8 protein-coding genes are annotated in these 15,148 nt (G+C 63.7%); 4 read left to right on the top strand and 4 right to left on the bottom strand.

Going from position 1 to position 15,148, the window contains the following annotated elements:
* Positions 1 to 503: 503 nt before the first annotated feature.
* The 4 genes from V6M90_RS21825 to V6M90_RS21810 all read right to left on the bottom strand — a co-directional run bounded on the left by V6M90_RS21825 (position 504) and on the right by V6M90_RS21810 (position 6,845).
* The gene (locus tag V6M90_RS21825; RefSeq protein WP_141064380.1) at positions 504 to 2,675 is read right to left on the bottom strand and encodes a TonB-dependent siderophore receptor; all 2,172 of its coding nucleotides are present in this window, start codon (positions 2,673 to 2,675) and stop codon (positions 504 to 506) included.
* 98 nt (positions 2,676 to 2,773) lie between these two features.
* Positions 2,774 to 3,793 carry a GNAT family N-acetyltransferase gene (locus tag V6M90_RS21820; RefSeq protein ID WP_332847134.1) on the bottom strand — a complete coding sequence of 340 codons (1,020 nt, stop codon included), beginning with the start codon at positions 3,791 to 3,793 and terminating at the stop codon, positions 2,774 to 2,776.
* A gap of 159 nt (positions 3,794 to 3,952) precedes the next feature.
* A complete protein-coding gene (fhuB, locus tag V6M90_RS21815; protein WP_332847133.1) occupies positions 3,953 to 5,941 on the bottom strand; it encodes a Fe(3+)-hydroxamate ABC transporter permease FhuB in 1,989 nt (662 codons plus the stop codon).
* Positions 5,934 to 6,845 carry an ABC transporter substrate-binding protein gene (locus V6M90_RS21810; RefSeq protein WP_003174657.1) on the bottom strand — a complete coding sequence of 304 codons (912 nt, stop codon included), beginning with the start codon at positions 6,843 to 6,845 and terminating at the stop codon, positions 5,934 to 5,936. The genes fhuB and V6M90_RS21810 overlap by 8 nt, the downstream gene beginning before the upstream one ends.
* A 199-nt stretch (positions 6,846 to 7,044) precedes the next feature.
* On the opposite strand from V6M90_RS21810, the gene V6M90_RS21805 reads away from it, so the two are divergent.
* The 4 genes from V6M90_RS21805 (at position 7,045) to V6M90_RS21790 (ending at position 15,144) form a co-directional block, all read left to right on the top strand.
* Positions 7,045 to 8,691 (top strand): cyclic peptide export ABC transporter, encoded by a 1,647-nt coding sequence (locus V6M90_RS21805; RefSeq protein WP_305427350.1) that lies wholly within the window; start codon positions 7,045 to 7,047, stop codon positions 8,689 to 8,691.
* Between the two features lie 175 nt (positions 8,692 to 8,866).
* Positions 8,867 to 9,610: a thioesterase II family protein gene (locus V6M90_RS21800; RefSeq protein ID WP_003174654.1), complete on the top strand. Its 744-nt coding sequence runs from the start codon at positions 8,867 to 8,869 to the stop codon at positions 9,608 to 9,610.
* Positions 9,611 to 9,649: 39 nt separating this feature from the next.
* Positions 9,650 to 10,630 (top strand): TauD/TfdA family dioxygenase, encoded by a 981-nt coding sequence (locus V6M90_RS21795; RefSeq protein WP_003174653.1) that lies wholly within the window; start codon positions 9,650 to 9,652, stop codon positions 10,628 to 10,630.
* Positions 10,631 to 10,680: 50 nt separating this feature from the next.
* Positions 10,681 to 15,144, top strand: a complete 4,464-nt coding sequence (locus V6M90_RS21790) for a condensation domain-containing protein (protein ID WP_332847132.1) — start codon at positions 10,681 to 10,683, stop codon at positions 15,142 to 15,144.
* Positions 15,145 to 15,148 lie beyond the last annotated feature (4 nt).

Here is a 15,148-nt window from a genome sequence, read left to right as displayed (position 1 = left end):
GAAGGGGTTTCTTTTTGGTTGGCATACATGCACCTCTTACTCATGTTATGCCCGAACACAAAATTTCTGACACCCCCAGGTACGCACGTATCTTCCCAGCATCCATATGCCAACAGAAATACCCGCCGTCACAATGCAAACAATCCAGGTTCCCAACACCTGCCCAAAGCTGTAAGGGGTCAAATAAACTGAAAATACGAGTACCGTAGATTCGATGACCGTTTTTACGACGTAGGCCCATAACAAAATGGATATCGCATAGAAGGGTATTGAGGCAAAAAAGCGTAGTGAATAAATTACTTTATTCATCAGCGTTTACTTCCCTGATGGCTGATTGGAACATCTATGTTAAGGGCTTCTCGCTCCATGTCCAGCACCGCGACACCTATACACAAGCCACCTGGCCGCTGATCCGGGCAAAAAAAATCCGATGCCAGAGGTCTGGCATCGGATATTCGGACAAGCCCAGCAAAAACAGTTCTCGCTGGGTTGCGATCCGCCTGTTACCAGCGATAGTTGACCGATCCGATCACTGTGCGTTCGTCGCCATAGCGGCACGAGGTATTGCAGAACAGGTATTTTTCATTGGTCAGGTTTTGCGCCTTCATGGCCACGGTCCAGTTCTTGTCGACTTCGTAGCTGACTTTGGCGTCGAACAGGGTGTAGGCGTCAACCTTCTCGTTGTTGTCCGAGCTGGAAGTACGGCTGGTGCCCATGTAGCGGGCACCACCGCCGATCACGACCTTGGACAGGCCCAGGGCGCTCAAGCGATAGTCTGCCCACAGGTTGGCCATGTGGTAAGGCACGCCGTCGATGCGCGTGCCCACGCGGCTGGCGACGGCGTCATCGGTGATTTTCGCGTCGGTGTAGGTATACGATGCGGTGGCGGTGAGGTTGGCGGTGACCTCTGCCTTTGCCTCCAACTCGACGCCCCGCGAGCGGGTTTCACCGAACTGCACGGTGTTGCCGGTGAGGTCGGTGCTCAGCGAGTTTTTCTGTTTGAGGTCATAGACGGCGGCGGTCAACAGGGCATTGGTGCCTGGTGGTGTATAGCGCACGCCCACTTCGTATTGTTCACCCTCGGTCGGTTCGAACGAGGTGTTGGCATTGGCGTTGAAGACGTTGGCCGGCAGGAACGACTGGCTCCAACTGATGTAGGGGGCCAGGCCATTGTCCGCCTGATACACCAGGCCTACACGGCCAGTGGCTTTCTTGTCGTCGCGTGGGGTGCGCGCGCCGGTAGCGTTGACGTAGGTGCGGCTTTCCGCCCAATCCTGACGTCCGCCCAGGAGCAGGATCCACTTATCGTCGAACTTGATCTGATCCTGTACGTAAACGCCCGCCTGGGCGCTGTGCAGGTCCGAGCCGGTGTCGGCCGACGTGATGCGTGTAGGCGCGCCGTACACCGGGTTGGCCGGGTTGAAGAGGGAGTTGGCGCCGGAGAAACGGTGTGAGTCGTAGGTCTTGTGGTAGTAGTCCACGCCGGCCAGCAGGGTGTGCTGCCAGCGGCCGCTGTTGAGGGTCCATTCCACGTTGTTGTCGCTGGTCCAGCCTTCGGAGCGCTCGCGGCGAATGCTCGCCCGGCGCGCCAGCAGACCCTGGTTGCGTAAGGCGGCGCTGCCGGTATCGGCGACTTGCATGTAGTCCCAGCTCAGGTCGGCGTCGAAGTGGCGCAGCGCGTGGCGGACTTTCAGGTCAGGCGTGAAGTTATGTTCAAACAGGTAGCCGACCGTGGTCGAGTAGTTGTTGTAGTGATCGAAGCCACGCTCGCCCGTGAACAGATCGCGGTCGACCTTGGGGTAACGGGCGCTGGACGAGGTCGTCAGGTCGTAGTCCAGGGGCGGTGCGAAACCGGTACGGGTTTCCTGATAGCTGGCCAGGAGGGTCAGCGAGGTGTCTTCGTTTGGACGCCAGGTGAAGGCCGGCGCGATGTAGCGGCGGTCGTCGTCGGCATCGGTGGTCTGGGTGTCGCTGTCGCGCCACAGTCCTGTGAGGCGATAAGAGAACTTGCCTTCGTCATCGATCGGGCCGCCCAGGTCGAAGCTGTACTGCTTGCGTGCATGGCTGCCATATTCAACGTTGATTTCATGCAGGGGCGTGTCGGTCGGTCGCTTGGTGATGGTGTTGATCAGGCCACCCGGCGACAGTTGGCCGTACAGCACCGAAGAGGCGCCCTTGACCACTTCCACGCGCTCCAGGCCGTAGGGTTCGATGCCGCCGTCATACACGCTGCCTTGCAGTTTCATGCCATCGCGCAGGATGCCGCCGGTGCCCGAGCCCACGTTGAAGCCACGGATCACGAAGTCATCCCCCACACGACTGAAACCGCCCGGCTGTGAAATCACGCCTGGCGTGTAGCTCAAGGCTTCAGCCAGGGTGTCGCTCTTGCGGTTGTCCATTTCATCGCGAGTGACGACCGAAATCGACTGCGGAATCTCCTTGATCGCCGAGTTGGTCTTGCTCGCGCTCGTGCTGCGCGTCGCGACCGGGCCGGTGAGCTGGCCTGTTGGGTTCTCGACCGCCTTCGCATTGACGTTGGTTTCCTGCAGCACCAGCGCGGTACCGGGGGCAGCGGTATCGGTGCTGTCGGCGGCGTGGACTGCGCTCAATGGCAGGCCACTGAGAAACAAGGCCAGCGCCAACGGATGGTAGTGGAAGACGTTCTTTGCGTGCATGGAGGCTCCTAAGTGTGACGTAGTTTTTTTAAGTGGGTGGGTATCAGGCCGCCCGTTGCTTGATCCCCATCAAGCAGCGGGCAGCCAACGGATAACGGTCAGGGGTAGTACTCGTCGAAGAACGTCTCGCGTTCCAGGCGCAGCAGGGCGGCTTTCTTGTGCGGCAAGGTAATGGTCTTGAGGCGGCCGTAGCCCTGGGATTCAAGGAAGCCGATCTGTCGGGTGTGGTCGATCCGCGGTTCGCCGAGGATGCGCTGGGTGCGAGGCTCGTCGATGAACATGTAATGCATGAGTGAGCGGAACCAGCCCTTGAGCTTGCCGGCGCTTTGATGCTTGCTCTCGCCAACCACGACGTGCCAGCCACGGTCGTGGTCCTGCACGTCGTAATAGGGGGCGATGCGATCTTCCTTGCACCAGTAGACCTCGAAGTAGGCGAAGGGCTCATCGTCGTAGCTGCCTATCAACGGCAACACCCGCGGGTCGTCGAGCATCTGCTGCAGGTAGGCAGCATGTTCGTCCAGGCTGCCGGTCTGCTCCCAGAAAAACGCGACTTGCTCCAGGTTCATCCAGCGGTTGAAACGCTCCAGGTCGAGCCCGAGGTCTACGGTGCGCAGGCTGAAGGTGGTGTTCAGGCCGGGCAGCTCGCGGCGATAGACTTCGCCGTGCGGGATCGGCGGGCGCTGGGGGTGACGTTTTTCGCCGCTGAAGGTGTAGCGCAGCGGCATGCCCGCGGCAGAACGGGTGGTCAGCCAGGGCAGGGGGTGTTGCCAGAAACTGCTGCGTGCGCAGGCCAGGCGGGCCGTATGGCCGTCATGGCCCAGCAGGGTGTCGAATACGCCTTCGCGTACCGCGTCGCGCGCGCGGTCGAGGGTGAGCGGGGCACTGATTTCCAGCATTGGGACACGGGACGAGTTGCAGAAAACTTGGCCAAGCAGCGCCAGCAGGCCAAGCACGGGGAATACGTCGGGCATGTTTTCCAGGCGCACGTAGCCGTCTTGCCGACGGAAATGCACGGCGTCGATGCCTTCGATGACCAGGCTGCCGTTGCCATCGTCCGCCACTTGGGCGATCACACTGCGGCCGTCAGCCAGATGTAGGGTGAAGTTCGGCGTGGTCATGATGATTCTCCGTTAGTGGTTTCTCACGTATGCCGACCCGCAGAAACCTCGCGGGCCTTGACCTGCTGAGTTCGTCCAGGGCATAGCTTAAGTAAGTCTGTAACGAATGGGAATCACAACTATTTAGAATTTGTTTAAAAAACCTGCATTCACGCTCCGTCAGCGCTTACGCGCCAACAACCACATGAAATAAGGACCGCCGATAAAGGTCGCGAACATCCCGGCCGGGATTTGCCACGGGAACACCAGGTTGCGTCCCAGCCAGTCCGCCAGCACCAGGAGCGTGCCGCCCAGCAGTGCCGAGAGCAGCAATTGCGCGATAGGCCGTTGCGCGCCGAGCAGCCGCGCCATGTGCGGTGCGATCAGACCGATGAAACTCAGCGGGCCTACTACCAGGGTCGCGGCGGCGGTCATCACGGCGGTGAGCAGCAGCAAGACCAGGCGGCTGCCGCCCAGGGAAATACCCAGCGATCGAGTGTATTCAGCGCCCAGCGGCATGATCGCCAGCCAACGGTTGCACAGCGGCGTGACCAGCAGGAACACCGCCGCAAGGGCACTGATGACCACTGCCTGGCTGGCATCGATACGATAGGTCGAACCGGTCATCCAGCTGAGCATGAGCAGCACGCGGGAGTCGCCGCTGACCATGAACAGCGCGGCGAAAGCATTGAGCAGAGTGCTCAGCGCGACGCCAATCAGCAGCATGCGATCCGGCGCGAAGGCGCTACGCCAGCTCAGCGCGACAATGGCCAGCAGGGCCAGCAGGGCGCCGAACGTGGCCGCCAGCAGCAGTATCAGCGGGTTGAAACCGGGTACGAACAGCAAGGCAAGAATGCCGCCCAGCGCGGCACCCGAACTGACCCCGAGCATTTCCGGGCTGGCCATGGGGTTGCCTGTCATGCGTTGCATCAGGGTGCCGGCCAGAGCCAGCAGGATGCCCGCGGCGAACGCGGCGGCCACCCGTGGCGCACGCCATGGCAGCAAGGCGTCGAACTCTGCGCCGCCGCTGAAATACCAGCCATCCGGGCCGCGTCCCCAGGTCAGCGCCAGGAACACGGAGGCTGCCAGCACCGCAAGCAGTATCCATGCAGTGCGTTTAAGTGGGGTGACGTGAGCGGCGGCGCGTTGGGTGGGTGCGGCGATCCGGGTTTCATGCAGGCGGGTCAGCAACACCAGCAGCAGCGGTGCGCCGAGGAACGCAGTGAAGATGCCGGTGGGCATTTCTGCGCCCAGCAGGGCCGCCGACGCCTGCACTACCTGGTCAGCGAGTAGCAGCAGCAAGGCCCCGAACAACGGGGCCCAGGCCAGCCGTTGGCGCAGGGTACGGGCACCGGCCAGGCGGGCCAGGGCGGGGGCGGCCAGGCCGACGAAGCCGATCACGCCGACGCTGGCGATGGTGCTGGCGCTCAAGACCACCGCCACCGCCAGGGCCAACAGGCGCAGGCGATTGGGCGACAACCCGAGGCTACCCGCCGCCGCATCGTTGAGGCCGAGCAATTCCAGAGGGCGAGCGAGCAGGACGGCGAGCGCGGCCGCCACCGCCAGGCGCGGTGCCAGGTGATACACATCCTGCCAGCTGTTCTGGTTCAGCGAACCCGATTGCCAGATGAACAGGTTGCTCAGGACCTCGTGGTTGGCCAGCACCAGCAAGGTGCTCAGGGTCCCGCAATACAGGTTGATGATAAGCCCGGAAAGAATCAGCGCTACCGGCGACAGGCGCCGGCTCCAGGCCAGGCCCAGCACTGCCAGCATGCCCAGGGCGGCACCGGCCAGGGCTACGCCTTCCTGCCCGCCGTCGAGCAGGCTCGGCGCATAGATTGCACAGGCGGCCAGGGCCAGGTAGGCGCCGGAAGCGACGCCCAGGGTGGTTGGCTCGGCGATGGGATTGCGCAGGACTTGCTGGAAGATCACCCCGGCCAGGGCCAGGGCCGCGCCCACCAGCAGGCTGATGACCAGGCGTGGCAGATAGCTGTAGCGCACCAGCAACGCGGGCAGATCGCTGGTTGACGCTGAGCCGATGGCATTGCTCCAGGAGTGGCCGGCCAGCAGTGAGTTGCCTTGGTAAGCGCTCAGGGCCAGGGCGATGAATAACAGGCCGAGGGCCAGCCATATCGGTTGGCGGCGCAGGCGTGAGGTGCTGTCAGGCATGCTTGGTTTCCATGGCGAGCAGTTGCTCGGTGATCGACAGGGCCAGGCGTTGCGCAGTCAGCAAGCCGCCGCTTGGGTAGAAGCGGGGCAGTGCCTGGATACGGCCTTCGCGAATCATCGGTAAGGCGCCCCAGATAGGGCTGTTATTCAGTCGGCGTTGCGCGGCCACGGCTTCGCGGGGGTTGGTGTAATACAGCAACGAGGCGTCCGGATGTTCCAGCAGCGTCTCGATGCCCACCGCGGGGCTGCCGCCCCATGCATTGGTGCGGCCCTGGTAGGCGTTGCGCAAGCCCAGTCTTTCGAGGACGGCCTGGTACATGCCCTTGGCGCCGAACAGCAGCAGGTGGCGGCCGTCTGGATTGAGGCGTGCGATATAGACCGGACGGTCGCTGATCGGCGTGAGCCTGGCGCGTAAGTTTTCGAGCAGGTCGTCCGTCTGTTGCAGCAAGGCGCGCGCTTCGTCGCGTCGATCCACCAGGGCGCCGAGGTCCAGCATCACCTGGCCGGCATTGCGGTAGGGCTGGGCATTCGAGGTATAGATGTCGAAGGTGCGCAACGGTGCGATGCGGCGCAGTAAGGTGCCTTCCAACTGCCAGGACGTGCCGATGATCAGGCCAGGCTTCAGGCGTTGCAGATACTCCAGATTCGGCTCGATACTCGGGCCCAGGTCCAGGATGTCGTCGGGCATTTCCGGCTGGACGACGAACTCGCGATAATAACTGGCGTTGACCACGGCCATGGGGGCTACACCCAGGCCTAGCAGGCTTTCGGTGAGGGCGGGCTCGAAACTGACGATATCGACTTTCGGCATTGTAGGGCCAGCGGCGCGGGCCAGCGGCGAGCCGCACAGCGCGAGCGGCAGCAGCGCGAGGCCGGTCAAGGCTCGACGGCGGGTAATGAGCATTGCAACAGACTCCGGAGCAGGCAGGTCGCCTTTTGGCGAGGATAGGAGTCTATAGCAACAGCATCTGATTCCCAATACCTGTAATAATGCCGCCGACGCGGCTTAAAGAATCTGCCGCAGGCTTCGTTTACTCCAGTGACCCCACTCTATCGACGGCGACGGCGTGACGGCCCGCGCCGGCCGACCCCAAGGAGACACCATGTCATTGTTCGGTATGCTGGTCCGCGCTTCGCGCACTCGGTTGGCCGTGGCCATTGGCGCAAGCCTGGTCTGCGGGCTGGCCAACGTGTTGCTGGTGGCGCTGATTAACCAGGCCCTGAACGCACCGCTGGACGGCTTGGCCGGCTACGCGCTGCCTTTCGTACTGGTGATAGCGCTGGTGATGGGCAGCCAAGTGCTGTCCCGCACGCTATTCGCCCATCTCAGCCAGCAAGGCCTGGCCACCCTGCGCCTGCACATCTCGCGGCATGTGGTTGCCGCGCCTTTGCGCGGTCTGGAGACCACCGGTCGCGGGCGCATCCAGGCGGCCCTGGCCGACGACACCACCACCTTGTCGAACTTCTTCACCGGTTTCCCGATGCTGGTGACCAGTGCCGTGGTGGTGCTTGGCTGCCTCGGCTATCTGGCGTACCTGTCGTGGGCGATTTTCCTGGTCTCGGTGCTGGCCATCGGTCTTGGCTCGCTGGGCTACCACCTGTGCCATTCGCACATGCTCCAGTACTTTCGCAAGGCGGGCTCCAGCCAGGACGAACTCTTCAGTCACTTCGACGCCATGGTGTCAGGTGCCAAGGAACTCAAGCTCAACCGGTCCAAGGCAAGGCGCTTTCTCGATGAGGTGCTCGTCAATGCTATCGAACAAGTGCGTCACAACCGTGCCAAGGGCCTGATGCTGTTCGCCATCACTGGCGGCTGGGGTCGCTTGCTGTTCCTGGTGTTGATCGGCGTGGTGCTGTTCCTGCGCTTGTGGATTCCTTCCGACACGGCGGTGATCACCGGCTACGTGATGGTGTTCCTGTACATGATGGGACCGCTGGAAGGGGTGCTGCTGAACCTGCCGCAGATGAGCCAGGCGCGCGTCGCCAGTGCGCGCATCGAAACCACGCTCGAACAGTTGAAGGCTGAAGCTCAACTGCAAAGCCCGATTCCCGGCGTACAGCCCAAGGGCGTGACATTGGAGCTGGATGGCCTGACCCATGGTTATTTCAGTGAGCGAGAAGACGAGGTATTCACCCTCGGTCCGGTGATGCTGACCCTCAACCCTGGCGAGATTACCTTCCTGGTGGGGGGGAACGGCAGTGGCAAGACCACCCTGGCCAAGCTGATCGCCGGCCTGTACCGGCCGGAAAGTGGTGAAGTGCGCGTCGATGGCCGGCCGGTGGCGGCGGATGAATGGGACGATTATCGCCAGCTGTTCTCGGCGGTGTTCTCCGACTTCCACCTGTTCGATACCCTGCTCGAGGCGCCTGACTCCAGTCTGGATACCCAGGCGAGCGAATGGCTGGCCAAACTGCACCTGGACCACAAAGTCAGCGTCAGCGACGGTTCGTTCTCCACCCGTGAACTGTCCCAGGGCCAGCGCAAGCGTCTGGCGTTGATCGTTGCTTGCCTGGAGGGGCGGCCAGTGATCATCTTCGACGAATGGGCCGCCGATCAAGACCCCGCGTTCCGCGAGGTGTTCTACTGTGAGCTGCTGCCCGAGCTGCGCGCCCAGGGCAAGACGCTGTTGGTCATCTCCCATGACGACCGCTACTTCCACCTGGCCGACCAGTTGATCAAGCTCGAACGCGGCCAGATCGTCCAGCGCCAGGCGCCCGCCGTGGCCTCGGGTTTGCAGCCGGTGGTCTGAAGATCGATGAAGAGGGGAGGCGCACCCCGCGCGCCTCCCCCCGTCCAATCCGCCTCCCCGCAAATAACAATATTTATCAAAGACACTTAATTCCTCGCGCATTTCTTTCGTCCTTATTAGCAGTGTTCCAGGCAAGGCCGGTCCGGCTTGTCGATTGCTTCCAAGGAGATTCGCCGTGTCTGTCGCCCCTGATCGCATCCGCCTGTTCTGCTTCGCTTGTTCTGGTGCGAGCGCCATGGCGTTCGCACCATGGCGTGCTGCCTTGCCGGCCTGGCTCGATGTTCAGCCAGTCGAGCTGCCCGGCCATGGTCGCCGCGCCGATGAGCCACTGCAGGTGGACATGCCTGGCCTCGCGGCAAGCCTGGCGAGCGAGTTGGCGCCGCTGATCGACGGTCCTTACCTGATGCTCGGTCATAGCGTCGGCGGTGTCATTGCCCTGGAAGTGGCGCATGCGCTGGTTGCCCTGGGTATTGACCCGCCCAGCGCCTTGATCGCCGTGGCCAGCACCGCGCCCAGCCAGCGCGGCGGCAATCCCGATGCGCAACCCATGAACGATGCCGAGCTGATTGCCGAGTTGCGCCGCCTCGACGGTACGCCCCAGGCGGTACTCGATGACCCCGAGTTGCTGGCCATGGTGCTGCCCGTGCTGCGCGCCGACTTCCTGCTTGGCGACCGCTATCAACCACCCGGCCGCGCGCCGTTGCCATGCGCGCTGCATGTCTTCGGTGGGCGTGACGACAGCGTCGCGATCAGTGCCCTGGCGGCCTGGGAAGTTGAATGCAGTGGGCCGTTCCAGCTGGAGATGTGCGCCGGCGGCCATTTCTTCCTGCACCGCCAACGCGATGATTTCTTGCTGCGCCTGGTGGCGCTGGTCCAGGCACAACGTCCCTCACTCCCTTCCTTGCGCGCCCTGGGCTGACCCATGCCGCACCGTCTTCCTCGTTTCGCGGAGTCTTCCATGCTTGATTCACGCTTCGACATCCGGCCCCTGCGCCATGCCAGTACCCCGTTGCCCCTGCTGATCGAGGCCCGTGAGCCTGGCCTTGATCTGTCGGCTTGCCTGTCCGATCTGCGAGGTTTGATCGATGAGCAATTGCTCAGTGCCGGTGGCGTGCTGCTACGTGGCTTTGATGTGCAGACCGCCGAGCGTTTTCGCCGTTTCGCCGTGGGCTTCGGTGCGGACCTGCTCACCTACGAATTCGGCTCCACGCCGCGCAGCAACGTCGCCGCCGGGATCTACACCTCCACCGAATACCCGCCGCACCAGCATATTCCGCTGCACAACGAGCAGGCCTACACCCGGGACTGGCCGATGAAAATCTGGTTCTTCTGCCAGCAGGCATCACCGGTGGGGGGCGCGACGCCAATTGGTGACAGCCGGGCGATCTACCGGCGGGTTGGCGAGCAGATTCGCGAGCGCTTCGCCGCCAAAGGCCTGATGTACACGCGCAACTACGGTAACGGCCTGGACGTGTCCTGGGAGCAGGTGTTCAACACCGAGGACCGCAGCGTCGTGCACGCCTACTGCGAGGCCCATGGCATCCGCCTGGAATGGAAGGAGGACGGTGGCCTGCGCACGCGTCAGGTCTGCCAGGCGGTGGCCACTCATCCACGCACCGGCGACGCGGTGTGGTTCAACCAGGCGCACCTGTTTCATGTTTCCAATCTGCCCGAGGAAGTCCGCGAGACGCTGCTCGATCTGGTCGAGGAAGAGGACCTGCCGCGTAACGTCTATTACGGCGACGGCAGCCCGCTGGAAGAAACCCTGCTCGAAGACATCCGTGGCGTGATGCGGCAGGAGCAGGTCGAGTTCGCCTGGCAGGACAACGACGTGCTGATGCTCGACAACATGCTCACCGCCCACGGCCGTGCGCCCTTTGAGGGGCCGCGCAAGGTGGTGGTCGCCATGGCCGAGCCCCATGGCGCCGACAGACGCTGAGCCGCCCTCGACTTTTACTGAATTTTTTTGCGATTGCAGGAGGACGCCCCATGGCCATCCCACATCAGCCTCAACCCCAATCCCTCATCGAGATGCTGGCGCAGCGCGCCGAACAACAAGGCGAGCAACTGGCCCTGCGTTTTCTCGGTGACGGCAACGAAACCACCGAGCTGTACACCTATGCCCAGCTCGACGCCCGGGTCCGTCACCTGGCCGCCTGCCTTGAGCAACGCGCCGAGGAGGGTGATCGCGTACTCCTGCTGCTGACCAACGGCCCTGACTACATCGTGGCGTTTTTCGCCTGCCTCTACGCGGGGCTCATCGCGGTGCCGGCCTATCCGCCGGAGCGCAATCGCCAGTTCCATGCCGAGCGCCTGCAAGGCATGGCCATGGATGCCGAACCGTCGCTGATTATCTGCGAGCAGGGCGCGCTGGAAGCCTCCCTGCTCTTGCGTGACGGCCTGACCCTGGCGAACCGGCCGGTCGTGGCAAGCGTCCAGGACCTGGAGGCCCAACCGGCCCAGGCCTGGCAGGCACGCGAAGTGCCGGGCGACACCATCGCCATGCTGCAATACACCTCGGGTTCCACCTCCGAACCCAAGGGTGTCGAAGTCACTCACACCAACCTGCTGGACAACCAGCGCCTGCTGCAAATGGGCTTCGGCACCCGGCCGGGCGATGTATTTGTCAGCTGGCTGCCGCTGTACCACGACATGGGCCTGATCGGCGGCATGCTGCAACCGATCTACGCCGGCGTGCCGCTGGTATTGCTGACCACCCAGCACTTCCTCGCCCGGCCGGCGCGCTGGCTGGAAGCGATCCACCGCTATGACGGCACCTTGAGCGGCGGTCCGGACTTTGCCTTCCGCCTGTGTACCGAAAGCGTGCGCGACAACCTGCTCGCCGAGCTCGATTTGAGCCGCTGGCGTGTGGCGTTCTGCGGCTCCGAGCCGGTGCGTGCCGATACCCTGGCCGATTTCGTTGAGCGCTTCTCGCCGGCGGGGCTGTCGGCAACCACGCTGCACCCATGCTATGGCCTGGCCGAAGCGACCTTGATGGTTACCAGTAATATCCGGGGCGGTCCCTACTACACGCTGCATGTCGACCACGAAGAACTGGCCCATGGCCGAGTGGTGCCCGATCCGTCCGGCACCGAAGTGGTCAGCAGCGGCGGGTTGCTGTTCGACGATCAGGTACGCCTGATGGACCCGCACACGCTGCAGCCCGTCGCGCAAGACACGGTCGGCGAAATCTGGGTGCGCGGCCCCAGCGTCGCGCGTGGTTACTGGCGCAATCCCGAGGCCACCGCCAAGACGTTCCTCGACTTGCCCGATGGGCGTTGGCTGCGCAGCGGTGATCTGGCGTTTCTGCACAACGGGGGTTTGTTCATCACCTCGCGGGCCAAGGACGTGATCATCATTCGCGGCCAGAACCGTTACCCACAAGACATCGAAAAAGCCGTGGAGCAGGGCGTCGAAGCGGTACGCAAAGGCCGCGTCGCCGCGTTCCCGGTACAAGTCGACGGCCGGGAATGCATCGGCATCGCCGCCGAGATCGGCCGCAGCGTGCAAAAGAAATTCGATCCGCAGACGTTGATCGATGCCATCGACCGGGTGGTCAGTGAAACCCAGCAGGAACCCGCCAGTGTCATCGCCTTGCTGGAGCCGGCGGCCTTGCCCAAGACCACCAGCGGCAAACTGCAACGCTCGGCCTGCCGCCTGCGCCTGGAAACCGGCGAACTGGGTGCCTATTACGTTTACCACCGTCCGGTCGCGGGCCTGGTCACCGCCGGCCAGGGCGATGCCCCTCAAGGTGATACCGAGCAGCGCCTGGCGACCATCTGGTCCGACGTGCTCGAGGGCGCAGAGGTCAGCCGTGACGATGTATTTCTCGCCAAGGGCGGTCATTCCCTGGCCGCCGTGCAGGTGGTGGCGCGAGTGCGGGCCGAGTTCAATGTCGAGTTGCCGCTGAGCGCGCTATTTGCCGCCAAACCCCTTGCCCAGTTGGCTGCCATGGTTGACGCCGCGCCGCGTCTGGCCGACGGCGTGCCATTGCGCCGCGAACAGGCCAGCGGGCCGCAGGCCATGTCGCCGGTGCAGCGCAGCCTGTGGTTGGCACAACAGTTGGGCGGCGAACAGGGCAGGGCAGCCTATAACATGGTCGCCCGATTACGCCTGCGCGGCGACCTTCGGGTGGACGCCCTGCAGGCCGCGTTGGGCGATCTGATCCAGCGCCAGGCGAGCCTGCGCAGTGCCTTCGTGCCGGGGCCCGATGGCGTGGCGCTGGTGCACTGCGCCAGCCAGGTTGAACTGGCGTTGCCGCTGCTTGACCTGAGCGGCCTGCATGACGCAGAACAGGCCACCGCGCTGGCCGTGGCCGAAGCCGAAGCCGCCGGGCAGCCGTTCGATCTGCAACGGCCGCCGTTGCTGCGCGCTACGCTGCTGCGACTGAACCACCAAGAGCACTGCCTGCAACTGAGCATGCATCACCTGATCGGTGACGGCTGGTCATTCGGCGTACTGGTCCAGGAACTGGGCGCGCTTTACCAGGCACAAATGGCCGACAGCGAACCGTCGCTTGCGCCCTTGAACATCCAGTACAGCGATTACGCGGCGTGGCAGAACGCCAAGGCCGGCAGTGCCGAGCGCCAACGTGAACAGGACTTCTGGCGCGATTACCTGCGCGGCGCAGCGCAGCAACTGGCCTTGCCCACTGATCGCCCACGCCCGGCGACGCCACAGACCGCCGGCGCAAGCGTGACCTTCCAGCTCAGTGCCGAGCAGGTCGCACGTCTTGAAACGCTCGGTCGCGCCCACGGCGCCAGCCTGTTCATGGTCCTGCGCGGGGCCTTTGACTGGCTGTTGCATCGCATCACCGGCCAGGATGATCTGGTCTACGGGACGGATATCGCCGGTCGGCCACGTGCCGAGCTGGAAAAACTCATCGGCTTTTTCGTCAACATCGTTCCGCTGCGCGCCCATGTCCGTGAGGAGCAGTCGTTCAGCCAATGGCTGGCCCATATCAGCGCGGATTCCCTGGCGGTTTTCGAGCAGGCGGACTTGCCCTTCGAGCAGATCCTCGACGCCAGTGGCGTGGCCCGCGAGCGCCAACGCAACCCGCTGGTACAGGCGCTGTTTGTGCTGCACAGCATGCCGCGCGGGCAGTTCGCCGTGCCGGGGCTGCACGCCGAGTTGCTTGCCGCGCCGGCGCAAACCTCGAAGTTCGACATGGCCCTGTTTCTGACCCCCAACGCCCAGGGCCTGGGTGGCGAATGGGTATTTGCCACCGCGATCCTCGACGAGGCGCGGGTACGCTGCTGGGCGAATGCCTGGGTCGACCTGCTCGAACAGATTCTCGCCGCGCCCGACCAGCCTCTCGCCGCACTGACCCTCGGTGCCCTGCAACCCGCGCCTGTCGCCCCAGCCAGCGGTCGCTCGCGGCTGGAGGCCAAGCGCGACAAGCTCAAGTCCTTCACCCGCCAGGCTGCGCCGTCCGCTGGCGCATCCGCGGTGCGTTGCACTCCGCTGAATGCCGACAGTCAGTTCCCCCTGGTGATCGAGCCGGTCAGTGCCGACCTCGACCCGTGCGTCTGGGCCAGCGAGCATCGCGAGTTCATCGAAACCCAGCTGCGCCGTCATGCCGGCTTGCTGTTCCGAGGCTTCGGCTTGAGTACCGCCCAGGATTTCGAGGCCTTCGCCGAGGCCATCCAGCCGGGTTTGTATGGCGCCTATGGCGATTTGCCGAAGAAAGAGGGCGGGCGCAACACCTACCGTTCCACGCCTTACCCCGAGCAGCAAATGATCCTGTTCCACAACGAAAGCGCTCACCTGCGCCGCTGGCCGCGCAAGCAGTGGTTCTTCTGCGAGCTGCCATCGCCGGTCGGCGGCGCCACGCCCATCGTCGACTGCCGGGCCATGTATCGCGCCTTGCCGGCCGAGCTGGCCGAGACCTTCGAGCGCAAGGGTTTGTTGTATGTGCGCACCTTTACCCCGGGTTTCGACGTGGACTGGCGCGACTTCTACAAGACCGACGAGCGTGCGGTAGTCGAGGCGGCGTGCCGCGAGCAGGACGTGGCGTTCGAGTGGTTGGCCAACGGTGGCCTGCAGACCCGCACGCCGTGCCCGGCGGTGATCCGTCATCCGTACACCGGGGAAAAGTCATTCTTCAATCAGGTCCAGTTGCACCACGACTATTGCCTGCAAGCCGACGTGCGCCGCGACCTGCTTGGCATCGTCGGTGCCGGGCACATGCCGCGCCAAGTGTATTTCGGTGACGGCACGCCCATCGATGACGCAGTGATGGAACAACTGGGCCAACTCTATGAAGCCTGCGCAGTGCGCTTCGACTGGCAACGCGGCGATGTAGTGATGCTCGACAACATGCTTGTCGCGCATGCCCGCGACCCGTTTGAAGGCCCGCGGCGGATCGTCGTGGCCATGGGCGAAATGACCGACCGCAGCGTGTTTGACAACGCCGCCGAAGGCACCGTCGAACGCACTGGCCTCCCTGTTTAAGGAC

Origin of the sequence: Pseudomonas lactucae, from assembly GCF_036688725.1 — a bacterium.
GTDB classification, from domain to species: Bacteria; Pseudomonadota; Gammaproteobacteria; order Pseudomonadales; family Pseudomonadaceae; genus Aquipseudomonas; species Aquipseudomonas lactucae.
The sequence above is the reverse complement of the archived record's forward strand: the minus strand, read 5'-3'. Positions and strand labels throughout refer to the sequence as shown.

Bases quoted from the DNA above. Each gene is read 5' to 3' on its own strand.
- V6M90_RS21825 (WP_141064380.1), bottom strand. From the start codon at position 2,675: ATGCACGCAAAGAACGTCTTCCACTACCATCCGTTGGCGCTGGCCTTG.
- V6M90_RS21820 (WP_332847134.1), bottom strand. From the start codon at position 3,793: ATGACCACGCCGAACTTCACCCTACATCTGGCTGACGGCCGCAGTGTG.
- fhuB (WP_332847133.1), bottom strand. From the start codon at position 5,941: ATGCCTGACAGCACCTCACGCCTGCGCCGCCAACCGATATGGCTGGCC.
- V6M90_RS21810 (WP_003174657.1), bottom strand. From the start codon at position 6,845: ATGCTCATTACCCGCCGTCGAGCCTTGACCGGCCTCGCGCTGCTGCCG.
- V6M90_RS21805 (WP_305427350.1), top strand. From the start codon at position 7,045: ATGTCATTGTTCGGTATGCTGGTCCGCGCTTCGCGCACTCGGTTGGCC.
- V6M90_RS21795 (WP_003174653.1), top strand. From the start codon at position 9,650: ATGCTTGATTCACGCTTCGACATCCGGCCCCTGCGCCATGCCAGTACC.
- V6M90_RS21790 (WP_332847132.1), top strand. From the start codon at position 10,681: ATGGCCATCCCACATCAGCCTCAACCCCAATCCCTCATCGAGATGCTG.